General features: G+C 32.0%; 23 protein-coding genes. 9 read left to right on the plus strand and 14 right to left on the minus strand.

The features are described 5' to 3' along the window. Window positions 1-139 precede the first annotated feature (139 nt). The 3 genes from WNY60_RS04340 to WNY60_RS04350 all read left to right on the plus strand — a co-directional run bounded on the left by WNY60_RS04340 (window position 140) and on the right by WNY60_RS04350 (window position 3,531). Complete coding sequence (locus WNY60_RS04340) at window positions 140-610, plus strand: lipocalin family protein (protein WP_292943365.1); 471 nt, start codon at window positions 140-142, stop codon at window positions 608-610. Between the two features lie 5 nt (window positions 611-615). Then, window positions 616-1,323, plus strand: coding sequence for an OmpA family protein (locus WNY60_RS04345; RefSeq protein WP_145005732.1), 708 nt, complete (start codon window positions 616-618; stop codon window positions 1,321-1,323). A gap of 87 nt (window positions 1,324-1,410) precedes the next feature. After that, entirely contained in the window at window positions 1,411-3,531 is a 2,121-nt protein-coding gene (locus tag WNY60_RS04350) for a Tex family protein (protein WP_342861609.1), read from the plus strand. Between the two features lie 57 nt (window positions 3,532-3,588). On the opposite strand, the gene WNY60_RS04355 is transcribed toward WNY60_RS04350, so the two are convergent. Then, on the minus strand, window positions 3,589-4,089 hold the full coding sequence (locus WNY60_RS04355; protein WP_342861610.1) for a hypothetical protein: 501 nt from the start codon (window positions 4,087-4,089) through the stop codon (window positions 3,589-3,591). Between the two features lie 93 nt (window positions 4,090-4,182). Next, window positions 4,183-4,527 (minus strand): hypothetical protein, encoded by a 345-nt coding sequence (locus WNY60_RS04360; protein ID WP_342861611.1) that lies wholly within the window; start codon window positions 4,525-4,527, stop codon window positions 4,183-4,185. A gap of 130 nt (window positions 4,528-4,657) precedes the next feature. On the opposite strand from WNY60_RS04360, the gene WNY60_RS04365 reads away from it, so the two are divergent. The 5 genes from WNY60_RS04365 to WNY60_RS04385 all read left to right on the plus strand — a co-directional run bounded on the left by WNY60_RS04365 (window position 4,658) and on the right by WNY60_RS04385 (window position 7,721). Next, window positions 4,658-5,563, plus strand: coding sequence for a histone deacetylase (locus tag WNY60_RS04365; protein ID WP_342861612.1), 906 nt, complete (start codon window positions 4,658-4,660; stop codon window positions 5,561-5,563). Between the two features lie 36 nt (window positions 5,564-5,599). Further along, window positions 5,600-6,427, plus strand: a complete 828-nt coding sequence (locus tag WNY60_RS04370; RefSeq protein ID WP_342861613.1) for an AraC family transcriptional regulator — start codon at window positions 5,600-5,602, stop codon at window positions 6,425-6,427. 133 nt (window positions 6,428-6,560) lie between these two features. Then, window positions 6,561-6,728, plus strand: coding sequence for a hypothetical protein (locus WNY60_RS04375; protein ID WP_157814064.1), 168 nt, complete (start codon window positions 6,561-6,563; stop codon window positions 6,726-6,728). 26 nt (window positions 6,729-6,754) lie between these two features. Further along, the gene (locus tag WNY60_RS04380; RefSeq protein WP_342861614.1) at window positions 6,755-7,303 is read left to right on the plus strand and encodes a carboxymuconolactone decarboxylase family protein; all 549 of its coding nucleotides are present in this window, start codon (window positions 6,755-6,757) and stop codon (window positions 7,301-7,303) included. 28 nt (window positions 7,304-7,331) lie between these two features. Continuing rightward, the gene (locus WNY60_RS04385) at window positions 7,332-7,721 is read left to right on the plus strand and encodes a plastocyanin/azurin family copper-binding protein (RefSeq protein WP_342861615.1); all 390 of its coding nucleotides are present in this window, start codon (window positions 7,332-7,334) and stop codon (window positions 7,719-7,721) included. A 4-nt stretch (window positions 7,722-7,725) separates the two neighbouring features. Here WNY60_RS04385 and WNY60_RS04390 read toward each other — a convergent pair whose 3' ends face one another. The 10 genes from WNY60_RS04390 to WNY60_RS04435 all read right to left on the minus strand — a co-directional run bounded on the left by WNY60_RS04390 (window position 7,726) and on the right by WNY60_RS04435 (window position 18,800). Beyond that, complete coding sequence (locus WNY60_RS04390) at window positions 7,726-8,469, minus strand: LytTR family DNA-binding domain-containing protein (protein ID WP_342861616.1); 744 nt, start codon at window positions 8,467-8,469, stop codon at window positions 7,726-7,728. Further along, a complete protein-coding gene (locus tag WNY60_RS04395) occupies window positions 8,459-9,271 on the minus strand; it encodes a histidine kinase (RefSeq protein ID WP_342861617.1) in 813 nt (270 codons plus the stop codon). The genes WNY60_RS04390 and WNY60_RS04395 overlap by 11 nt, the downstream gene beginning before the upstream one ends. Then, window positions 9,253-9,879, minus strand: coding sequence for a hypothetical protein (locus tag WNY60_RS04400; RefSeq protein WP_342861618.1), 627 nt, complete (start codon window positions 9,877-9,879; stop codon window positions 9,253-9,255). Before WNY60_RS04400 ends, WNY60_RS04395 begins: the two co-directional genes overlap by 19 nt. An 8-nt stretch (window positions 9,880-9,887) precedes the next feature. Continuing rightward, a complete protein-coding gene (locus WNY60_RS04405; protein ID WP_145005701.1) occupies window positions 9,888-10,436 on the minus strand; it encodes a hypothetical protein in 549 nt (182 codons plus the stop codon). Between the two features lie 64 nt (window positions 10,437-10,500). Then, window positions 10,501-11,094, minus strand: coding sequence for a hypothetical protein (locus WNY60_RS04410; protein WP_342861620.1), 594 nt, complete (start codon window positions 11,092-11,094; stop codon window positions 10,501-10,503). An 81-nt stretch (window positions 11,095-11,175) separates the two neighbouring features. After that, complete coding sequence (locus tag WNY60_RS04415) at window positions 11,176-12,048, minus strand: hypothetical protein (RefSeq protein WP_342861621.1); 873 nt, start codon at window positions 12,046-12,048, stop codon at window positions 11,176-11,178. Window positions 12,049-12,127: 79 nt separating this feature from the next. Further along, a complete protein-coding gene (locus WNY60_RS04420) occupies window positions 12,128-13,891 on the minus strand; it encodes an OmpA family protein (protein WP_342861622.1) in 1,764 nt (587 codons plus the stop codon). A gap of 258 nt (window positions 13,892-14,149) precedes the next feature. Then, complete coding sequence (locus WNY60_RS04425; protein WP_342861623.1) at window positions 14,150-14,527, minus strand: hypothetical protein; 378 nt, start codon at window positions 14,525-14,527, stop codon at window positions 14,150-14,152. Between the two features lie 64 nt (window positions 14,528-14,591). Beyond that, entirely contained in the window at window positions 14,592-15,953 is a 1,362-nt protein-coding gene (locus tag WNY60_RS04430; RefSeq protein WP_342861624.1) for a DUF5689 domain-containing protein, read from the minus strand. A gap of 39 nt (window positions 15,954-15,992) precedes the next feature. Continuing rightward, window positions 15,993-18,800 (minus strand): TonB-dependent receptor, encoded by a 2,808-nt coding sequence (locus WNY60_RS04435; RefSeq protein ID WP_145005683.1) that lies wholly within the window; start codon window positions 18,798-18,800, stop codon window positions 15,993-15,995. A gap of 140 nt (window positions 18,801-18,940) precedes the next feature. Here WNY60_RS04435 and WNY60_RS04440 point away from each other — a divergent pair, with 140 nt between their 5' ends. Next, window positions 18,941-20,035 (plus strand): endonuclease/exonuclease/phosphatase family protein, encoded by a 1,095-nt coding sequence (locus WNY60_RS04440; protein ID WP_145005680.1) that lies wholly within the window; start codon window positions 18,941-18,943, stop codon window positions 20,033-20,035. Between the two features lie 56 nt (window positions 20,036-20,091). Here the strand turns inward: WNY60_RS04440 and WNY60_RS04445 are convergent, their stop codons facing one another. Both WNY60_RS04445 and WNY60_RS04450 read right to left on the minus strand, forming a co-directional pair. Next, a complete protein-coding gene (locus WNY60_RS04445; protein ID WP_342861625.1) occupies window positions 20,092-20,526 on the minus strand; it encodes a hypothetical protein in 435 nt (144 codons plus the stop codon). Between the two features lie 108 nt (window positions 20,527-20,634). Beyond that, window positions 20,635-22,305 (minus strand): choice-of-anchor J domain-containing protein, encoded by a 1,671-nt coding sequence (locus WNY60_RS04450; protein ID WP_145005674.1) that lies wholly within the window; start codon window positions 22,303-22,305, stop codon window positions 20,635-20,637. Window positions 22,306-22,309: the final 4 nt, after the last annotated feature.

A 22,309-nucleotide genomic window follows, 5' to 3' on the forward strand; every position in this document is an offset into this window, starting at 1 on the left:
CTTCTAATCGCAAGCATATACCTTCTCTACCTTACCAATTACAATTTTAAAAATGGTAATTATATAACCTATATTAATAATCGTGTAATATCAAATATCAAGTAATATTGCACCTTTGTATCAAATAAATTAAACAATCATGAAGCAAATAATAACCGTTTTGTTTTTAAGTCTACTATTTAGCTGTGGATCTTCAAAAACAGTAAGACAATCAGAAAAAACCATTAAAGGTCAATGGGTTTTAAACACCATTAATTACAATCAATCAGGCACTTATAATGTATCATTATTAAATGACACATCTAAGGAATGTTTTGAGCAAAGTACTTGGCAGTTTATACCAAATAATAATACAGGTATTTATACCATAAACACTCCAAATTGTAATACAGGAGAAAGAAACTTTAACTTTACTATTCAGGAGGTAGACGAAACTACAGGTTTATACAACTTCTTATTAAAGCCAACCGATGCTAAAGGGAAAAGTGAAACCAATCAAGGGTTTAGATTAAAATTAGCCCAATTATCAGAAACTAACATGAGATGGGAACAAACCCTTACAGTTGATGGTAAACCATTTACAATTAACATGAACTTTTCTAAATTATAAAAACTATGAAATCTATATTAAAAAAAATATCAATAAGTGCATTAACAGTTGCTATGGCTTTTAGCTTTACTAATTGTAGCAGTGTAAAAAATGCAAATAATAAACAAAAAGGTGGTGTCATTGGTGCTACTGGAGGAGCCATTTTAGGAGCCATAATTGGTAACAATGTTGGTAAAGGTGGTAACGGAGAATTAGGTGCTGTTATTGGAGGAGTTGTTGGTGGTGGAGCCGGAATCCTTATTGGAAACAAAATGGATAAACAAGCACAAAAAATAGAGGAAGAAATCCCTGGTGCTACAGTGGAGCGTGTTGACGAAGGTATTGTCGTAACTTTTGACGAAAATAGTGGTGTGTATTTTGACACAGCAAAATATAACGTAAATGGTGCGTCGCAAGAGACACTTAACAAACTTGTAGCTGTATTTAAAGAGTATCCAGATACTAATATTTTAGTTGTTGGACATACAGACAGTGTTGGTAGCGAAGAAAACAACATGACATTATCTAAAAACAGAGCTAATGCTGTTACCAATTACTTAACAAATCAAGGCTTAAGTAGCGGTAGATTTACAACAAATTGGTTTGGAGAGACACAACCTACTAATGATAATACAACTGCAGAAGGCAGAGCAAAAAACAGACGTGTAAACGTAGCCATTCTACCAAATGAAAAAATGATTAATGACGCTAAAATGGAGTCTGGAGAAAACTAGAATTTTGTCCGATTTTACTCGGAAAATTAATCAGAGTTAAATATATTACAAGACCTTATTTATTATAAAAAAATAAGGTCTTTTTTTATGCTTTTAAACTATATAATTTCTAAGACTAAATTACCTGAAACATCAGTAAAAAATACGATTGACCTATTAAATCAGGACGCAACTATTCCGTTTATTTCAAGATACAGAAAAGAAGCAACTGGAAATTTAGATGAAGTCCAAATTGGAGATATTGTAAAATATAAAGAAGAATTTGAAGCCTTAGAAAAACGAAAAATAGCAATCTTAAAAGCACTTGAAGAGCAAGACGTTTTAACTGATGCTTTGCAAGACAAGGTTACAGCATGTACTGACTTAACAACGCTTGAGGATTTATACTTACCGTATAAAAAAAGCAGAAAAACTAAGGCAGAAACTGCAAGAAAAAATGGATTAGAACCTTTAGCTAAAATCATCATGTCGCAAAATGCAAATGATGTGGAGTCTATCGCATTTAAATACGTAAAAGGCGACGTTAAAACAGTGGACGACGCTTTAGAAGGTGCAAGACATATTATTGCTGAGTGGATAAACGAGCGCACAGATATTCGTAATAATTTACGTAACCAATTGGAGCGTCATGCTATGATTTCCACGAAAGTGGTAAAAACAAAAAAAGAGGATGAGAATGCTCAAAAGTTCAGAGACTACTTTGAATGGGAAGAAGCGTTAAGTCGTATTCCGTCGCATAGATTATTAGCCATTTTAAGAGCAGAAAAAGAGGGTTTTATTCGTGTTAAAATTGAAATAGATAAAATAAAGGCGTTAGAAAACATTGACAGACGCATTATTAAAAGCGAAAACGCCTGCGCAGATCAGATTGAGTTAGCCATTAGCGACGCGTACAAACGACTATTATTCCCATCTTTAAGCAATGAAGCGTTACAAAAAGCAAAAGAGAAGGCTGATGCATCTGCTATTTCGGTATTTGCAAAAAACTTAAAACAACTATTATTAGGTTCGCCTTTAGGCGAAAAACGAGTACTAGCAATTGACCCTGGTTTTAGATCAGGCTGTAAAATAGTCTGCTTAGATGCCCAAGGAGTTTTACTGCATAACGAAAATATTTATCCGCATCCTCCAAAAAGTGATAGTATTGGAGCCATTAAAAAACTATCCACTTTAACGGAAGCATATAAAATAGACGCAATTGCGATTGGTAACGGAACAGCGTCAAGAGAAACGGAAGCGTTAGTAAAAAAAATTAAATTTAAAAACGACATGCAAGTCTTTGTGGTTAGCGAGGCTGGAGCAAGTATTTACTCGGCTTCAAAAATTGCAAGAGACGAGTTTCCTAATTACGATGTTACCGTTAGAGGTAGTGTTTCTATTGGGCGCCGTCTACAAGATCCATTGGCAGAATTGGTGAAAATTGATGCTAAATCTATTGGTGTTGGACAATACCAGCATGATGTAGATCAAAACAAACTACAGAAAGAACTGGATGTTGTGGTAGAAAACTGTGTAAATAGTGTTGGTGTAAACATTAATACCGCAAGCACCTCTTTACTGAGCTACGTATCCGGAATTGGTCCAAAACTAGCCGAAAACATTTTTAATTACAGAAACGAAAATGGTGTTTTTACTAGTAGAAATGCAATAAAAAAAGTACCACGCTTAGGCGGAAAAGCGTTTGAACAAGGCGCTGCTTTTTTAAGAATTAGAGAAGCTAAAAACCCGTTAGACGACTCGGCAGTACATCCTGAGAGTTATAATATAGTCGAGAAAATGGCCAAAGATTTAAAGGTTACTTTAAACGATTTGATTGGCAATCAAGAGTTGCTTAAAAAAATAGATTTAAAAAAATACTGTACTGATACTGTAGGTTTATTAACCTTAGAAGATATTATTAAAGAACTTGAAAAGCCAGGATTAGATATTAGAGAAGAAGCTAAAGTATTTACTTTTAATCAAAATATTAAAACAATAAACGATTTAGTTGCTGGTCAATTATTACCAGGAATAGTCAATAACATCACTAATTTTGGGTGCTTTGTGGACGTCGGAATTAAAGAAAGTGGTTTAATACATGTCTCTAACTTATCGGATAGTTTTGTAAAAGATGTTAATGAGCATGTCCATTTACACCAACAGGTTATTGTTAAAGTTTTAGAGGTTGATGTTCCGCGAAAGCGCATCCAATTAAAACTACACAAATAAAAAAAGCATCAATCTATAGGTTAGATTGATGCTTTAAATAAAACTAATTTAATAGCGTTAAGATGCCATTTTAGCTTTGACTGTAACCTTTAAGTTATTGTCAATAATATCTTTCCAGTTTTCTATTCTTCGTACTTCATAATCTTCTGTAAAAGCTTCATCTGTGTCAAAAAAACTGATCACGACAGCTTCTTTATTAGGTGTATAAAACCAGATTTTTAAATCCAAATGTTTTAATCGTGTGACTTTATCTATGTCTTTTTTATAGTCAGAAAGCACTTCGCATGCCTTGATTTCAGACAGTTCTAAATTAAACACTTGGTTTTCATCTTCCTTAAAAGCAATATAGGACAGTACTTTTTTATCTTCGGTTAAACCGATAAATTTATTGTTCCAAACCTCTTTTAAATTGTATTTAAACCCGTTGGATTTTAATAAATTTTCTGCTTTATGCTTTGTTTTTGTAGTGTTATTTAAACCTTTAAAGATGAATATAAAAAAAGGCACGAATACGCTTAATGATACTAGAATAGCTAGTAGTGTGAATGAAATTTTCATTGTTTTAATATTTTGATTTAATGTATAAGAAATCAACACATTATCTTTACGTAAAAGACATGTATTGCAATAGTTAATAAAAACGTATTGCGCTTATGTAAACCAATGAAAAGGATAGATAATTTGTGTTTTAGACAGTCCAACATCTATAGACGTGTTAGTTTTTTGATACACCAAGAAATTTTCTTGTTGCTCTTTACTAACTGCATTTATAAAAGCGAGTTGCTTAAAAAAAGTAATACTGTCTTCTGGCTGTACGTTAACTGTAAGATCAATTTGAGAATTTACAATTATACCTTGAGAGTGTAAGGCTGCACTAGACTGTACTGTATGTTGCGGAAAAGTATTTTGTACGACAGATGCGACCTCTACTTCAGAAGAGAAGCAGGTAGACAACCCTATAAAAAGAGAAATAACTAAAAAGTTAAGTCTTGCCATGTTATACTTTAATTTATAAGTACAAAGGTATACGATAAGTTGTTAAGAAGATGCTAAATTATAAAACTTCGATAATTTTTTTTTGAAAAGAGTTAGTATTAAATTTAAAACTTGAACCGTTAATCTACCTATGCTTAAAATAGCTTATCATCCTATTTACTGTCATCCATTGCCTGAAGGACATCGTTTTCCGATGTTAAAATACGAGTTGCTTCCTGAGCAATTAATCCATGAAGGCACTTGCACTTTGGATAATTTTTTTGAACCGAATAGAATGCTAAACGAGGCTCCAATATTGGCAGTACACGATCCTGAGTATTTTTACGACTTACTTAATATTACATTGGATCCACGTGCTGCACGTAAAATAGGCTTTCCGTTAAGTGAGGTTTTAATTGAACGTGAAATTGTGATTGCAGATGGCACCATAAAAGCAAGTGAATATGCAATAAAACATGGTATTGCCATGAATATTGCTGGCGGAACACATCATGCCTATACTAATCGTGGCGAAGCCTTTTGCATGTTAAATGACCAAGCGATTGGTGCGCGATTTCTTCAAAAAAAAGGATTAGCAAAACGTATTTTAATCGTAGATCTGGACGTACATCAAGGTAACGGAACTGCTGAAATATTTAAGGATGATCCTTCGGTATTTACTTTTTCTATGCACGGAAAACATAATTACCCGTTTAAAAAAGAACAAAGCGATTTAGACATTGCTTTAGAAAATAATGTTGGAGACACCGAATATCTTTCCATTTTACATAACACATTACCCAAACTAATTAAAGACTTCCAACCCGACTTCATTTATTATTTATGCGGTGTAGACGTTATTGCTACAGACAAACTAGGCAAATTAGGACTAACCGTGACAGGCTGTAAAGCACGTGATCAATTTGTTTTAGAAACCTGTAAAACTAACAACATTCCAATTATGTGCAGCATGGGTGGTGGTTATAGTCCTAACATTAAAACCATTGTAGAGGCACATGCAAATACGTTTAGATTGGCTCAAGAAATTTATTTTTAAATGTAATGTAGCCTTACTTTATCAGACTAAATACTTATGCTAAAAACATTTACAGAGTTTTCCACTAACGGAACATTAAAAATCTCTGACCAAAGTCTTTTAAAACAGTTTACAACCGCAAAGCAAATTGGGCTTTACACCTTTATTCTTACGGGTAGCAATACCATTACCGCAGAAGTGGATGGCGTCCCTTTAGTTTTAAAACCGCATCAAATATTATCCTTAACGCCTATCCAAAATTTTAAATACATTGATGGGGACGATAGCGTAGTCTATCAATTTAACCAAGAGTTTTATTGCATAAAAGACCATGACAAAGAGGTGGGTTGTGCTGGTGTTTTATTTTTTGGGAATGATACTATTCCGGTGATTTCTTTAAACGAAAATGAGCAACACAAATTTAATGTGCTTCATGATATGTTTTTAGATGAAATTGAAACGGAAGATACTATTCAGGCCGAAATGCTTAGAATGTTATTAGCACGATTTATAATAAAGACCACACGTTTACTTAAAAACGAAACACCATCTACGCCACTTAATAAAGCTACTGACGAAACATTAAGACAGTATAACTTATTAGTAGAAACCCATTTTAAAGAAGCCCATCAAGTTAGTTTTTACGCAGAAAAATTATTTAAGTCTCCAAAAACATTATCCAATAGCTTTGCTAAATCGGGACAAAGTCCTTTAAAGATTATTCATGAGCGTTTAGTATTAGAAACCAAACGCCAATTAATGTATACTGACAAAACTGCTAAGCAAATTGCTTTTGATATTGGTTTTGACGATGCTTCACACTTAAGCAGATTATTTAAAAAACAAACCAGCATTACCCTTTCGGACTTTAAAAAAGGTTTATAAACTTTATTTAAGGCCTTTATTTCTTCATAAAAATACAATTTAGGAAAAATCGACAACTACTAAGGTAATATCGTCGTTTTAAAACCCGCTTTCGCGTCGCATCTTTGCACTGTAATATAAAAACAACAGCATTATGAAAACGACCATATCTATATTCAATTTAATTGAAATATTTACAAAAGCAAAAAGAAAGCTAACCAAATCTATCAATCCACAAGAACATTGTGAGCATAAACAATTACACGATTACTATTGTGATGCAGAAATAAACAAAGGAATTATTGACAATTCAATTATATAAAAACACAACATTAAAAACATAAGATTATGACACCTATTAAAGCACTTAAAAGAGACGAAGTAAACGCAACCAATCAAGCTATTTTTGACCAATTAGAAAAAGCTGTAGGATTTGTACCAAATTTATATGCAACGTATGCTAATAGCGAAACTGCTTTAGAAAACTACTTGAATTTTGCAAATGCAAAGACCTCTTTAAAAGCTAAAGAAAAAGAAGTAGTAAATCTTGCTGTAAGTGAAGTAAACAGTTGCATTTACTGTTTATCTGCACACACTGCAATTGGTAAAATGAATGGTTTTACAGACAACCAAATTTTAGAATTAAGAGCAGGAAAAGCCTCTTTTGACACTAAGTTTAATGCTTTAGCTGCTTTAGCTAAAAACATTACAGAAACCAGAGGAAAAACAGACGCTACAATTTTAAACAACTTTTTAGACGCTGGTTATAGCCACGGAAACTTAATTGATGTTATTGCTTTAGTTGGTGATAAAACAATCTCTAACTACATCCACAATACAACACAAGTCCCTGTAGATTTTCCAGTAGCACAACCATTAGAAACAGTAATATCTTAATTAATTATAACCTTAAAAATAAATAACAATGAAAAAATTAATCGCAACTTTAGTATTGACATTAACACTTTTAGTATCTGTTAATGCACAAGACAAAATGATGAAACATGATACTGTTAAAACAGTAGCATTAGAGCAAACTACAGGTGAGTTTACTCAAAAAGGATTAACTATAAGTGAAGGGACTTATATTTTTGAAATAGCAAATAACGCTGTTGGAACAGATGTTGGATTTGTACTAATTAAAAAAGGTGCTGATGCTTCTAACCCAGAAAACCACATTAAAACTGCTTACGTAACTAGTGTTGTTAAGGATGGAGAAACGCAAACGTCTAGCGCAACAACATTAGCAAAAGGAGAATACACATACTTTTGCCCATTAAATAAAACACCACAGTACACATTAACTGTACAGTAACATATCAGCTTTTAAGTTGATCTAAAAATTCCTGTCTGCGATTACGCGAGACAGGAATTTTTGCATTTCCGGTTAAGATTACATAACCTTCATTCAGGTATTTTTCTATGTAACTTAAATTTATTAAATGTGATTTATGTACTAAATAAAAGTCACTATTTTCTAATAACTTATTAAAATGCCCAATACTATTGGAGCTTAATAATGGCTTACCCTCTTTTAAATGAATTTTAGTATAACCCGCTTCGCCTTCGCAATGCACAATGTTTTCAATTTTAATAAACTCTAAGCCTTCCACAGACGGAATTATAATTTTCTTTTTTTGAAACGTTTGTACACCTAAGTTTTCAATTAACTGTTTGTTTTTTTGAAGCGCAGATTTATCACCAATATTTTTTTCGGCATTAGCCACAGCTTCTACCAGGTCTTTATTATCTACAGGTTTAACTAAGTAACCAATTGCACAATGTTTTATAGCCTCAATAGCATAATTATCAAAAGCTGTTGCAAAAATGATTTCAAAATCAGGATTTTCAAATTGCTTTAATACATCAAACCCACTTAATTCTGGCATTGCAATATCTAAAAACACCAAGTCTGGTTTTAGGCTTTTAATTAATTCAATCCCTTCTTTTGGGCTTTGGCTTTCTGCTATTATTTGAACATTAGGACATAAACGTTGTAGCTTATTTTTTAAAATAGCTAACGCTTTACGCTCATCGTCTATTAATATGGTTTTAATGGTCATAATCGTCTTTATTTAAGCCTTCCTTAAAAATCAAGGTGACTTTGGTTCCTGTTTTATCGGATGTATCTGCACGATCCTGAATTGTAAACGCGACATCCCAATGTTTACTTACTTTTAATAAAGCCAAACGTTCTTCTAACACAAAACTAGAATGTTCTGTATGCGATTGTTTCTTTTTGGCATTCATAAGTTTAGACTTATTAATACCTATTCCGTCATCTGTAATTTCAACTTTAAAACTATAATCATTGATACTTACAAAGTCAATAACAACTTCTCCTTTTCCTTTTTTATGAAAGATACCATGGTTAATGGCGTTTTCTACAATAGGCTGTAAAATCATTGGAGGCAAAAATAAATCTTGTGTATCCAATGCTTTATCTATATTTAATTGAAAGTCAAAATCGTCTTCAAAACGAAGCTTTTCTATATCTAAATAATTTTTTAATAACGAAATTTCGTGTTCAACCGAAATGCGTTCTTTTCGAGAATACTCAAAAAATTGTCGCATTAATTTTGAAAATTTAGAGAGGTAATCTTCACTTTTTTCGACTTGATTTAACTGAATATAATATTGAATGGCGTTAAGCGAATTGTGCACAAAATGTGGATTCATTTGCGCTCTAAGCGCATTAAGTTCCAGCTCGTGTTGACGTTTTTGGTTGTTTAGTTTAGTTTCTAATTGTTCTTGGATGAGTTTGTTTTTACGGTTATTGAACGTCATAAACAGAAATATTAGTGATAAAACCACTAATAAAGCAACTGAAAATAATGCTATGAAAATTAATTCTTTTTCAGACATAAAAAGCTTTTTATTATAAATCCAAACATTAAAATGATGTTAATCGTAATTGGAATACGATAATAAATACCTGACAATCCAAAATATTTTTGCAACAATACTAATGGTAAATAGCTAATATAAAACACTAAACACCCTGTAACAATCCAAAATTTTTGGTCGGTTTTAAAATTGACAACCTCATTTTTGGTTAATAAATCAGAAAAAAATACTGTGCTACAAATTAGTATTGTAATTGCTAAAACGACTAAGGGGATTTTCCATAATACACCAAACGCTTGAAAAAAAAGACAATAACTAATTGATGCAATGAATACAAAAATAAAGACGATGACCAGTTTTTTTGTTTGTAATATGGACTTAAACCAAGTAAGTAAAAACAATCCGGATATTATAGTATAAACATTATATACATAGCCACTTTTAACACCATATAAAATAGGTAATAAGTAGCCAAAACACTCAATAACCAACACAAAACCTAAAAAGTATATAAAATTACGCTGTGTAGTATTTTTATACTTTGGCCACATTACAATTGCAAATACAAAAGCTGCAATTTGTGGTAACCACATTATTAATCTTAATATAATATCTTGGCTAAGCATAATTTAGATTATCCTTTAGTTTTATATTCTATACTATCAGGATCTCCTGCACTACCATAGTTAAGTGGGTTTAACTGGTTAATGTTTTGATGTGGTGCTTCAGTGTTTCTAGTAACTTCTTTAACCGTTGGAATAAAAAATAAGGTGGAGCGCATGACGCTATCCTTGTCTTTTTCAAATTTTACATTTTTGGCTCCAAAATATACTCTTAAACTAATTTCGTCTTTTGCATATTCTTTATCAGTATAAGCTTTAACGTATTTTATGTAGTTTTCTAATTCTTCAAGACTAAAACGAATCGCTCTAGAGTCTTTAATATAATCACTATCCTGCATGTCGACACCTTCTATGGTATCCACTAATGGCTGATTTAATTTTTCGTTTATAAATTTATATTGGTTTTCAAGATAGTTTTTCTCATACATTTCTGCTTTTTTTAATGAGATTAAACCTGTTGGTTCTTTGTAAGAATCGTTGTTTTTTTGACACTCTTGAAAGAGTAAAAACCCTAGTACTAAACAAATGATTAGTAATGACTTTGATGTTAAATTTTTCATTGGTTGGTGGTTTAAATTAATAGCTAGATTACTAAGTTAGTATTTTACTTTTTAATATATTTTATTACTGTTTGTTTTCTTTTAAAAAGCAACTTGTCCAACCATCTTTATTTGACTTATTAAAACCAATGACTTCTGTAAACACATCTTGTCTTGTTTTTAACCTGGTTGATTGATCAAATTGAATGTCATAAAATGGTGTTTTTATCTTTTTAAAAGTTGCCATCACATCTGCTCTAACATCGTTTTTTAATGTAATAGATGTTACTTCTTGTACTTCTCTAGAGACTAATCTAACATAAGCAATATTGTCCTTCTGTTTGGTAATATGCTTTTTATATTCTGGTTTAATGGAAACATTATAAACGGTATTTATCCTGATATGATCTGACATTTGTTGATTGCTAGAGGATAATGAATCCAAGACTATAATCCCAGATTTTGCTAATTTTTTAATGTAACCTAACTCTACTAGACTTGTTCCTGCATTTTGATAGGTCATTTTACCAACATAAATTCCTTTTATAAATTCCACTGGATTTTCTGCATCGCAAGCTTTAATATTTTGTAAAGCTAATGCTTTAGTTAAACCATTATTTGCATCTGTACATGACGATAAAATAAGAGATATTATTAGTAGTGTAAAGAGTTTTTTCATTGTTTAAAATTTAATAAAACTCAAGACTATTTGTATTAACAGTCTTGAGTTTGTTAGACTAATTTTGAAATTATGTAATGATTATTCTTCGTTTCCGTCGCAAATATTTTCGATTAGTGTTATAATATTTTCTGCTATATTATTAAAGTTAGGAACAATCATTTTATCTCCTAAAATATTATTATTAATAAGCTCTAGCTCATAATTAGACGATGCTAATGTGGATACTAAAACTAATTGCACGTTATCTAAATTAGCTTGAGTAGCCAATCCATTTAAAAAGGTATCATCAATAGCAGTATTAATATCATCATCTCCTCCTGCTGGTGCATCTGTAATTATAAATACTAGTTTAGTTATACCAGATCTCCAAGATCCCGAAAAATTATTATTTAAAATTTGATCTAGTAATAATGCTCCAGGCTCTGCAAAACCATTACCAGAACCCAATGACATATTTGCACTATTTAAATTAGCTAATTGCGTGCTAAAAGTTGTTTGATTTGCAGTAGCAAATGGCTCCATCATGGTTAAGTATTGGTCAGTAGTTGTACCTGTAGTAATAACTTGTTTTTGCGCAGTAGGTAAATTAGTATATCCAACCTGAGTATTGTAACTAGGAGTAGTACCTGCAGTAACCTCGTCAAAAACTGATAACGACAATCGGTAATCACCACCAGACTCTGTTACAATACTTGTTGCTATTGATGAAATTGAACTTTTAATACCTTCAATAGCTTCTCCCATACTACCTGTATAGTCTATTAAAAACGCTACGTCCATACCAGAGTCACATGAAAATGGAAAGGTGTCTGATGGTGTGGTATAACCGCAAGCCTCGTCATCACTACATGCAGAAGCAAATAAAGTTAAAACGGTTACTACTACTAATTTTATTGATGTGAAAAATCTAGATTCTGAATCGTTATTTTTCATTTTATATATTGTTTTCATGATTATAATTTTTAATAAATTAAGGCAGCTTTTTGTTTTATATACTGCCTTAATTTGACATTGATTTATAGTTTTTAATTTAATTGATACACACAACTTTAAATTCTGTTCTACGATTAATAGTGTGTTCATTTTCTGAGCATTGCACGCCATCTGCACAACGATTTAATAACTCTGACTCTCCTGCTCCACGAGCAATTAAACGGTCTCTAGAAATTCCTTTAGTCATTAAATAATCTACTGTAGATTGTGCTCTTTTTTGAGATAACTCTTGGTTGTATTGGTTACTACCTCTAGAGTCTGTGTGTGATGACATTTCCACTTTAATGGTTGGATTATCTTGCATTAATTTGACAACATAATCTAAGTCTGGTCTTGCTGCTGGAAGAATATCCCATTTATCTAAATTAAAAATAATGTTATCTAATTTAATGGCTTGACCACAAGGATTCACACACATTTCAAAATCAATAAATAGTGATTTATTACGATCAATATCAGATGTAGACACTTCTACTTCATTAGAAAAATACCCATTTTTATTTCCGTTTAACGCATAAGTAGACGCTTGTTTTAAATGAAAAACAAATCCACCATCTAAGTCAGACAAGGTGTTTTTTTGTCCAGCTTTAACTTTATCTTTAAGAAGAATATCAACCCCTTGGATACCTTTGTCTGTATTACACTCTACTACGTTTCCTTTTAGGATGAAGTTTAAATCACCATATCTAATAACTTTTTGAATGCTATTACCATCTTTCTTACACGCTTTAAAATCATCTTTAGTAATACTTGTTTCTTCTAGGTTTATACCATATAGTTTTCCTTTTACTATTAAATCTGCTTCAGCAACATCATTAAATACTACAACTCCATATGCGTTAGTCACACCAGACTGCACAATATTTCCGTTTAGGTCTGTTAACACTACGTCTGTAAAAGGTAATGTTTCGTCTGTGTATTTATCTCTAGCTGTAATCGTTACACCACAACCACAAGTCGCACAACATCTTGGCATGTGGTCTTCTCCACATACTTCGCATACAGATACTTTTTCTTTTTTATTAAATTTAAAAGTTACTCCTGCAAATAGTCCTACTGAAGATATATCACAATCGCAAGGTTCCTCTCTTAACATTGGACCACTTTGATCTAGGCTATTAAAATTTACGTCTACATCATTAACCGTGTTAAAAGGATGGTATCCTGCAGCTATATTTAATGTTGGATCCAATTGCTCTGTAGCACTAAAATGTTTTAAATAATATGCACCTACATTAATCCCAAAATTATCGTTTAAGTAATAGGTAAAACGCAATTGTCCTTTAAAACTAAAAACACTAGATAAGTCATAACCAGAATGAAAGTTTAGTAGTGTTGAAGCAGGATCGTCTGTTAACAATGTTCTTCCACCTTTTATTGACGCTAAACCAACTCTTGTATTCAGCTCTGCAGAGAAACGTCTAGACTGACTACGATATTGGAAATTTGGACCTATACCAAAGAAGACTCTAGAAATATCATCTTCTGACAAAATGAAATTATTAATTTGACCTCCTCCTGCGTAAAAAAGATTGTCTGTTGGATAGGTGCTTTCTGGTTGGTTTTTGATATAATCAAAATCAAACCCTAGACCAAACCAATTCCAGTAATAATCTAAGGATAATCCTAAATCCATTCCACCATTATAATCTATAAAAGGTGTGTTATTGTTATAACTTGGAAAGTCATAACCAATTCTTGGTGACAATTGAAAATAGTTATTGTCATCCTGTTGTGCGTTTGTAGTAAATGCCGAAGCAAATACAAATACGATTAATAAAAATTTTAATAGAGTTTTCATGATTTGCATTTTTAAATTTTAGTTATACACGTTTATATAAAGAAGCCTTTAGTTTTGTTACCCTTCTTTATTAAAATTTGCATTAATCAATTTATTGGGAGTTGTCGCTATAGCACAAATGTCTAGAGTCAGACCCTGTAAATAAAGACCAAATAGGCTATTGGTCGTTTTGAATCCATTAAAGGTTATAATCAAATCATAAGACATAAAAAAAGCCTGCTATTATATAGCAGGCTTTTTTTAATACGTTAAGTAGGATTACACACTTTGCAGTAAAATTATTGCAAGTATTAAACTAACTAAAGGCAAACTTAACAGTAATGTTAGATTGTGACTGCTTGCTTTACTTCTATTAAACTTTGCGTTAAGTACCTTTCTAGTTTTACCACTGTACTTTAACCAGTTTTTAATATGTATTGCTATCGCAATAAGTACAAATAAGGTCCATGCTTTTTGACTTGAAATAGTAGATGCATTCATTTTGGTTAAAAATGTTGCGGTAAAAACACCTAATAAAAAGAACAAGGCGATTTGTAACGCAGAGATATAAACTAAAGCAATAGTATTAGCCTTTTGTTTAAAACGCGCTTTAAACGCAGTAAAAACAGTAAAAAAAAGTTGATCGAATGTTGTCATAAATTGAATAAAAAAACCTGCTACAATGTAGCAGGTTTTTTTTAGATATTAGTTTTTGCAAAAATTATTCTGCAGAAATTTTCACGTTATCCACTTCCCATGTTGAAGCAGCAGAACTTGTTGAAGTATATTTAAAAGCAATAAATACATTTCCACCAGCAGCAGCAGATAAATCTAAGCTACCAGAATCTGTCCAAGATGACCAGCTACCTTCGTTAGTATCTAACGTTGGTGCTAATGCAACCCATGTTCCGTCTGTATTAGGATTTCCTCCTGTATAATCTGTAGCATAAAATACTTCTAAGTTATTACCACCATAACGTTTTACTGTTTGGAAAGATAAAAATGCAGATGGTACTGAAGATAAATCAATTGGTAATGAGATTAACCAATCTTCATTTGTTTGTGCTCCACTAGCAAAACCATTCATAGTTGCACTATCACTTGGATTACCAAAGCTGTTATAATACCACTCTTGTGCTCCTGTAACGCTAAACGTTGTCCACTTATCTAAGTTGGCAGCAGAGAATGAATCTTGAAATAAAGGATCACATCTAAAACCATCCATTACTACATCATCTGTAGTATTTAAGTTGATGATTAAGTCGTAACCATCGTAGGTTTTGTTTACTATTCCAGAGATAGAACCTTTTCCATCTGTTGGTAATAATTCATTTTTAAAAGCAGCAAAAGTACTAGACTCTAAAGTAAAAGAACCAGCGTCAGAACAGCTTTCAATAGATCTTTGAGAATCAAAATCGTCTGTAGGATCTACGTAAGGTTTGTTTTCTAAACCTGCAGGAAATTGTACGTTAACTAATTTAACAAACATACCAATATGCTCTTCTCCTACATCAGATAATTCTAATTCTACAGGCATTAGTGTTTCTGTAGTTGTAGATCTAAATAAGTGGTTAGGTATTTGGTTAGATGTCATTTCTAAAACATCGTTATCAAACGTATCAAATTTACCACCAATAGTTACAACATCATCACCAGTATTAGTTTCACCAATGTATAAATCTTTAAGATAGATATAAACCTCTCTACCTTTATTAAATTGGTTATAAGTATCTGCTTGATTTAACACTACCTTTAAAGTTTGTGTTGGGTCTGTTGGACTGTCTTGGATAAAAAATTCTTTATAAAAGTTTCCTGTTTCGTCACTTGAAGACACATAACCTTTAACCGCTATTTCTGATACAAATTGCGTCGCTTCGTATTGTACAAAGTTAGATTTAACTTGAGTTATTGTTTGTAACTCAACTTCTCCTGATTCAATTTTTGAAAGTAATTTATTTAAGGTAGCATTCTCTTCATTTCCTTGAGATTCTGGAACTGAATAATCGTCATTTTCTACACAAGAAGTTACAGCCAATAAAGCCATAAAACTAAATGCTAATGTTAAAAATTTATTCGTTTTCATAATTGTAATGTTAATTATTAATAATTTTTCTTTTTCTTTTTAAAATCTAAGATACACATTTACAAAGTAATTAGCACCTCTACCATACCAGTATTTAGGTCCAAAAACTCTTTTTTCAAGGTTTACATCATCTCTTAAAGCTCTGTAATCCGCACGTCTACCTTGTTCAAAACCTCCAGTTTTGTATTCTTTATCCAAAAGGTTACCTACACTTGCAAAAAAACCAATAAATTTATCTCCAATCTTCCAAGACTTACCTCCAACTAAATTTACTACCATGTAGCTATCAAATTTTTCTTGTTGTAATAACTCTTTTGCAATTGCTGGATCGTAATCGTTATACGGTAATCCATCTGCATCTGTGTAAAACTCAGTTGATCTAGATAATGGACTTACGTCTATGTAAGCATTATCAAAAAAGTTAGCTGTTGCACCAAACCACCAGTAATCTGGATCTCTGTATTCAAATCCAACTGAATAAGCTGTTTGTGGTCCACCTGCCACTTTATAATCCTTTAAGTTAGATGTACTAACTAATCCAGATGTGTTAACAACATCTCCACCTTGTACATCAATAAAATCCTCTGAAGTTGATGTTACATACAAGTTTGGATTATTGTTGTAAGTATATTGTCCTACTGATGCCGCACCTTTTAATTTAATAGTAGGTGTTACTTGTGCTTCTATACCAAACTCTCCACCAATGTGTTGTTTTTCTACTCCTGATAAAACCTCTTGAATAAATCCTGTAGTACTACCTTGTGTAAAGAAGAAACCTACTTCGTTAGCATCTTCTATTTTAGTATAAAAACCTGTTAATTTAGCTTTGATAATTGGAGATCTAAAGATATAACTTGCATCTACTGATGAAATTTTCTCTTCAGTAATATTAATATCTGTATTATTTACACCATTAATAACACCAACATAATCATGACTTTCTCTTGAGTTTGTATACGTGTTTCTAATAGAAGGTGCTTTTGCGATATAAGCTCCATTAAAATCTAATAAATGTTTACCGGATATTTTATAAGTAAATCCTGCTTTTGCACCATATCCTGTAAATTCGATTTTATCTCCTTTACCAAATGAGTTGTCTCTTTCAATACCGTTTTCGATATATACTTGGTTTTCGTTTTTATATAAGCCTTCTCTTTGGTAATCTGTTTTTGTTACGCTTCCTGCTAAATAAAAATCAACTTTGTTGTATTTGAATTGTGCTTGAGCAAAACCAGATATTTCGTTAACATATAAATTATAGTTGTATCTAAATTTATCTCCTACAAAAGCAACTTGGTCAGGATTGTTTAAATCAAATTGATTTTGACTGAAAGAATCAACATTTAAAGCTCCTGTTGTGCTTCCTAATAAATCAATAATTTCAGCAAAGTTTTCAGAATCTAATTTTTTATAATTTACACCTGCATTAAACAGAATGTTTTGGTTAATCTCAGTATTAAAAATAGTATTTAACGTTAATTGCTTATCATCGTTTCTATCTTCATATAATACGTAGGCAGCATTTGCACCTGTTATATTATTAGTTAAGTTAGCATCTAAAATTCTGTTCCAATCAATTTGACCATCATTTAAAAACTCTTGTTCAGCTTCATATGCACCAGCTAAATCGTCATCTTCAAGAAAATAACTTGGTAGGTTTTGGTAGTATGCAGGACTTGGATTTTCTCCTCCAGCATAATCTAAACGACTGTTTCCTACTTTACCAAATTGGTAACCTATGTTTGTATTTAAGCTTGTTTTTTCAGTGATATCCCAATAATGGTTTAACATTAAAATTGGCTCTTCCACTTCTTTAATACGAGAATTTTTTTGCTCTCCATCAAAATCTCCCCAAAACTCATTATACTTAATACCTTTAAGATCATAAACCTCTTGTGTATTTGCAGAAGATTTTCCTCTTCTGTTTGGTGCGTATATAGACGTAAAGTTAATGCTATGCTTATCGTTTATTTTCTTTTCTACAGAAGCAAAAAATGAATTTGAATCATATAATGATGCATCCTGAAAACCTTCGTCTCCCCAACGTCTACCAATCATAAGTGTATATGCCCAACCATCTTCCATTAATCCAGAAGCATAACTAGCCATTAAACGATTTGTATAACTTCTGTTTGAAGAAGAGTAAGTAATACGACCACCTTCTCTGTAATTAGAAGCTCTAGTATTAATATTTGTAGATCCTAATACACCTCCAAATGTGTAAGCCGATGGTGTTAACCCTAAACTTAACTCTTGGTTACGCATAACGTCGTTTAATCCTCCCCAATTACTCCATTGTGGACGACCAGTATCTTGCTTATTCATTTCAACACCATTAATTAATACTTTGGCGTTGTCAGAATCTAAACCTTTAATTCTGAAAAATGATGAACTAAACTCAAAAGCAGCTGTACGCTGAAAAATGTCTTGAGAAGCAGATAATAATCCTGAAATATTATCAGAACCACTTGTGTCATCATTTAACTCGTCATCAGACAACGTAATGGTAAATAAATCTTGCTCGTTTGTAACTGCTAGATCTAAAGTCATATCTTGGATATCAAGCGTCTTACCTTCGTTGATAATGATTGGATAAAACTTTGTAGTAAATCCATCTTTTTCAATTTTAAGAATTTGCTCTCCTAAAGGGACTTCATTCTTAAAAGTAAACTGACCAAACCCATCTGTTTTTTCAGTCAATACTGTTTTTTGAATGGATACTGTTACATCTGGAATAGGCTCATCCGTTACTGCGTCCTTAACACTACCTTTAACTGTAGTTTGTTGTGCAACAAGCGTAAACGTTGAGAAAATTCCGAATAAAAAAATTAAAAAACTTTTTTTCATACTAGAAATTATAGTTAATAAAAATGCTTAACCGTTAAATAATCATTATTTAAGGCGTGCAAATTTACATTATTTATAATAAATATCTACTTTTGGCAGGAGTTTTGTATTAACATAACTATAACATAATATTAGAATACATGAAAAATTTTAAATTCTGGGCTGCAGCGTTTTGTTTAACGGTTGTTTTTTCTGTAAATGCTCAAGAAAAGAAGAAGTTTAAAGTACATACTGTTGCTTTTTATAATCTTGAAAATTTATTTGACACGATTAATGATCCAACAAAATATGATGAGGCTAGTCCGATGATGGAACTTAAAGCAGACCGCTCTGAAGTGTACAAGAAAAAAGTACATAATATGGCACGTGTTATCGCAGATGTTGGAAGTGACGTTACTAATAACACACCTGCACTTATCGGTATTTGTGAGGTTGAAAACATTAATGTAATTGAAGATGTTGTAAACGACCCTTTATTATTAGGTAAGGATTATGGTATTGTACATTTTGATGGTCCTGATAACAGAAGTATTGATGTTGGTTTACTTTATCAAAAATCATTATTTCAAGTGGTATCAAAAAGCACGCATACTTTAAAAATTTACGATGATAAAACACGTAAACGCGTTAACACAAGAGACCAACTATTAGTTACGGGAAAACTAGAAGGAGAAACAATGCACATTATTGTTAACCACTGGCCATCAAGAAGTGGTGGAGAAGCTAGAAGCAGACCAAAACGTGTTGCTGCTGCTAAGCTAAACAAAAGTATCATTGATAGTTTACAATCTATAGATCCTTATGCTAAAATTATTACTATGGGAGATTTAAATGATGACCCAACAAACTCTAGTGTTAAGGATGTTTTAAAAGCTGAAAGCGACAAAAACAAAGTTGACTTTAAAGGTATTTACAATCCTTATATTGACATGTTTAAAAAAGAGGGATTAGGTACTACTGCTTATAGAGATGCATGGAGTTTATTTGATCAAATAATGATTACTAAGCCTTTTTTAGACAAGGATTATTCAAACTTTACCTACTATAAAGCAGGTATATTTAATAAATACTATTTAGTAAACAAAAAGGGTCGTTACAAAGGTTATCCTTTAAGAAGTTTTGCTGATGGTGGATTTACTAATGGGTTTAGTGATCACTTCCCTGTTTACATCTACTTAGTTAAAGAGGTAAAAGACACTGACACCACATCTGAAACAGAAGTTAAGAAGAATTAATTTTTAAATTATATAAATAAAAAAAAGCGACCTTAATTAAGGTCGCTTTTTTTATACTATAAATTTAACCATGCTTTCCATGGTATTTTAGCTAACACTAAAACTAATGCAATGCTGTAAAAGATTGCAATTGACTTAAGTTTGTTAGTAGATGTTAGTTTCTTTTTATGCTTAGAATATCCAATAGTAATTAAGGCTACAGCTAGAATCATAGCAACAGGATGCTCTACAACATTTGATCGCATTGTTGCATTTTTCATGATTTCGCCCATACTCATTTCAGAGAAGTAGTCTCCAGCAAACCAAAGTACAATACCAATTAACAAATGTATATGAGATACAATTAATGTAAAAAGAGACATTCTAAAATCTCTTGCTTCATACTCCTTTTTTGTCACTGTTTTATACACTGCGTTAAAGGTTGCCACTACAATCATAAAAAGCACCAAATATGCCCAATAATGATGTAACCATTTTAATGTTGAATACATATATTTTTAGTTTATTAATTAAGGTATAAAGGTAATAATTAATTACATAAAAAAAGCCTCTTCAATTGAAGAGGCTTTTAAATTTATTATGTGTTATAAATTAGAAATCTATTGGTATACCCAAATTCCTCCCATTTTAATAACTGCAAAGTCTTCAGTAGTATTACTACCATTGTAAACTTCTATAGTCACAACATACTTTTGCTCTTCAGCAGCAGAAGGATCCATTTGGTTTAACACCACAGCTACTGCTTCAAGTACCATTGGGTTTGTCCATTCTGCACTGTTACCAACTCTTCTGTCCATATTCCCATAGTTTAACATACTTGCAGTTGCTGTTGGATAATCCGCCTCTAAAGCAGATGCTATAGTAACGTAATCTTCAGCAGCTAAAGTATATCTAATTGTATTATCTGGTACCCAAAGACCGTTATCAAATCCAAACTGAAGCGTTGTAGATATAGTAGATTGATGAGCTTCAAACTCGCCATTAACTACAGTGTATAAGTTACCTCTTCTTTGTGCTCCTGAAGAACTAGAGAAATAATCGTAAACAATAAATAACTCCTCATCCTCTTGACCGTAAGGGAAATTTAAATCTAAGAACGTTGGTAAATAAGAGTTTGGAGATAATGAACTACTAAAGTTATTATACTCACCTGGTTGTCCAGAAGCTGTACCCATTGCGTCATAATCTGCAGAACTTAAGTAATAAACACCTTCCATTGCTACCCATGTACCACCTGAGTACATAAAGTATTCTCCTTTAGAATTTGTTGTACCTGTTGCACCTAGAGTTTTAATAGCTATGTTAGAGATTCTCCATCTTCCAGCGTCACCTTCATCAACTGTAGTCGTTGCAGGATCATCACCTATAGACTCATATTTTAAAGCTACATTAATAACTTGACCATCGTAAGCAGAAAAATCGTAATCTTCTGAAGCAGCCATATCACCAGTAGCAGGATTTGCTAATGTAATCTCATCCCACGTAGCAGTTAATACATCTCCTGTATAATCTGTAGACACTAAAATTTTAACTAGTGAAGCATCATCTGCAAAATCAAGTTCTTGTGTAATTTGAAATTTAAGATCACTCTCGTCAGTTAAGTCCACTGAAGGAGAAACAATCCACTCTTCATTTGTTACTGCTGATCCAAAATAACCATTTCCTTGAAGGTATCCTGTTGAAGATGTCCAAACATCGTCTGCTCCAGTTTCTTCAACAATTGTCCATCCTTCAAAACTACCTGCAAAGTTATACTCTACTAAGTTAGCTAAACCAACAACTGGGTTTTCAGTATACTGCTTGTATTTTGCTAAAACTACTTGTCCTTCAGTAGGAGCAGTGATTTGAGCAGTTAATACATCAGGAATTTGAGATGTTGCATTTACATTTGGGTAAAATCCAAAAGCATCACTACCTGTAGTTGCATAATCAGAATTAGTTAATTGGTAAATATCAGAATTAGTTAAATCACTTACACCTTCAGCGTTTCCAACATATAATTGGTATCCAACTAAAACTGAAGATCCTTGACCCCAAAATGGATATTTATTAGCTAAAAAATCTGGCAAAAGCGCTTTAGCTTCCTCAACAGAATTAAAACTACCAAAACCTAATTCTAACTCATCATAATCATCACTTGTAAGTGTGTAAGATTCTGATCCTTGAATTGGATCTGCTGATGCATCTAAGTCATTATAGATGTCTTCAATAGGGTTACAACCCACTAAGGTTATCCCTAAAATTGCTAAACAATAAATTATTCTTTTCATTTTA

Origin of the sequence: Olleya sp. AS48 (genome assembly GCF_038900355.1) — a bacterium.
Classification (GTDB): domain Bacteria; phylum Bacteroidota; class Bacteroidia; order Flavobacteriales; family Flavobacteriaceae; genus Olleya.

Excerpts from the sequence above, each read along its gene's own strand:
- WNY60_RS04365 (WP_342861612.1), top strand. The coding sequence starts at position 4,658 with ATGCTTAAAATAGCTTATCATCCTATTTACTGTCATCCATTGCCTGAA.
- WNY60_RS04355 (WP_342861610.1), bottom strand. The coding sequence starts at position 4,089 with ATGAAAATTTCATTCACACTACTAGCTATTCTAGTATCATTAAGCGTA.
- WNY60_RS04405 (WP_145005701.1), bottom strand. The coding sequence starts at position 10,436 with ATGAAAAATTTAACATCAAAGTCATTACTAATCATTTGTTTAGTACTA.
- WNY60_RS04420 (WP_342861622.1), bottom strand. The coding sequence starts at position 13,891 with ATGAAAACTCTATTAAAATTTTTATTAATCGTATTTGTATTTGCTTCG.
- WNY60_RS04350 (WP_342861609.1), top strand. The coding sequence starts at position 1,411 with ATGCTTTTAAACTATATAATTTCTAAGACTAAATTACCTGAAACATCA.
- WNY60_RS04430 (WP_342861624.1), bottom strand. The coding sequence starts at position 15,953 with ATGAAAACGAATAAATTTTTAACATTAGCATTTAGTTTTATGGCTTTA.
- WNY60_RS04415 (WP_342861621.1), bottom strand. The coding sequence starts at position 12,048 with ATGAAAACAATATATAAAATGAAAAATAACGATTCAGAATCTAGATTT.
- WNY60_RS04370 (WP_342861613.1), top strand. The coding sequence starts at position 5,600 with ATGCTAAAAACATTTACAGAGTTTTCCACTAACGGAACATTAAAAATC.
- WNY60_RS04395 (WP_342861617.1), bottom strand. The coding sequence starts at position 9,271 with ATGTCTGAAAAAGAATTAATTTTCATAGCATTATTTTCAGTTGCTTTA.
- WNY60_RS04425 (WP_342861623.1), bottom strand. The coding sequence starts at position 14,527 with ATGACAACATTCGATCAACTTTTTTTTACTGTTTTTACTGCGTTTAAA.
- WNY60_RS04380 (WP_342861614.1), top strand. The coding sequence starts at position 6,755 with ATGACACCTATTAAAGCACTTAAAAGAGACGAAGTAAACGCAACCAAT.
- WNY60_RS04410 (WP_342861620.1), bottom strand. The coding sequence starts at position 11,094 with ATGAAAAAACTCTTTACACTACTAATAATATCTCTTATTTTATCGTCA.
- WNY60_RS04445 (WP_342861625.1), bottom strand. The coding sequence starts at position 20,526 with ATGTATTCAACATTAAAATGGTTACATCATTATTGGGCATATTTGGTG.
- WNY60_RS04400 (WP_342861618.1), bottom strand. The coding sequence starts at position 9,879 with ATGCTTAGCCAAGATATTATATTAAGATTAATAATGTGGTTACCACAA.
- WNY60_RS04345 (WP_145005732.1), top strand. The coding sequence starts at position 616 with ATGAAATCTATATTAAAAAAAATATCAATAAGTGCATTAACAGTTGCT.
- WNY60_RS04340 (WP_292943365.1), top strand. The coding sequence starts at position 140 with ATGAAGCAAATAATAACCGTTTTGTTTTTAAGTCTACTATTTAGCTGT.
- WNY60_RS04435 (WP_145005683.1), bottom strand. The coding sequence starts at position 18,800 with ATGAAAAAAAGTTTTTTAATTTTTTTATTCGGAATTTTCTCAACGTTT.
- WNY60_RS04360 (WP_342861611.1), bottom strand. The coding sequence starts at position 4,527 with ATGGCAAGACTTAACTTTTTAGTTATTTCTCTTTTTATAGGGTTGTCT.
- WNY60_RS04450 (WP_145005674.1), bottom strand. The coding sequence starts at position 22,305 with ATGAAAAGAATAATTTATTGTTTAGCAATTTTAGGGATAACCTTAGTG.
- WNY60_RS04390 (WP_342861616.1), bottom strand. The coding sequence starts at position 8,469 with ATGACCATTAAAACCATATTAATAGACGATGAGCGTAAAGCGTTAGCT.
- WNY60_RS04440 (WP_145005680.1), top strand. The coding sequence starts at position 18,941 with ATGAAAAATTTTAAATTCTGGGCTGCAGCGTTTTGTTTAACGGTTGTT.
- WNY60_RS04385 (WP_342861615.1), top strand. The coding sequence starts at position 7,332 with ATGAAAAAATTAATCGCAACTTTAGTATTGACATTAACACTTTTAGTA.
- WNY60_RS04375 (WP_157814064.1), top strand. The coding sequence starts at position 6,561 with ATGAAAACGACCATATCTATATTCAATTTAATTGAAATATTTACAAAA.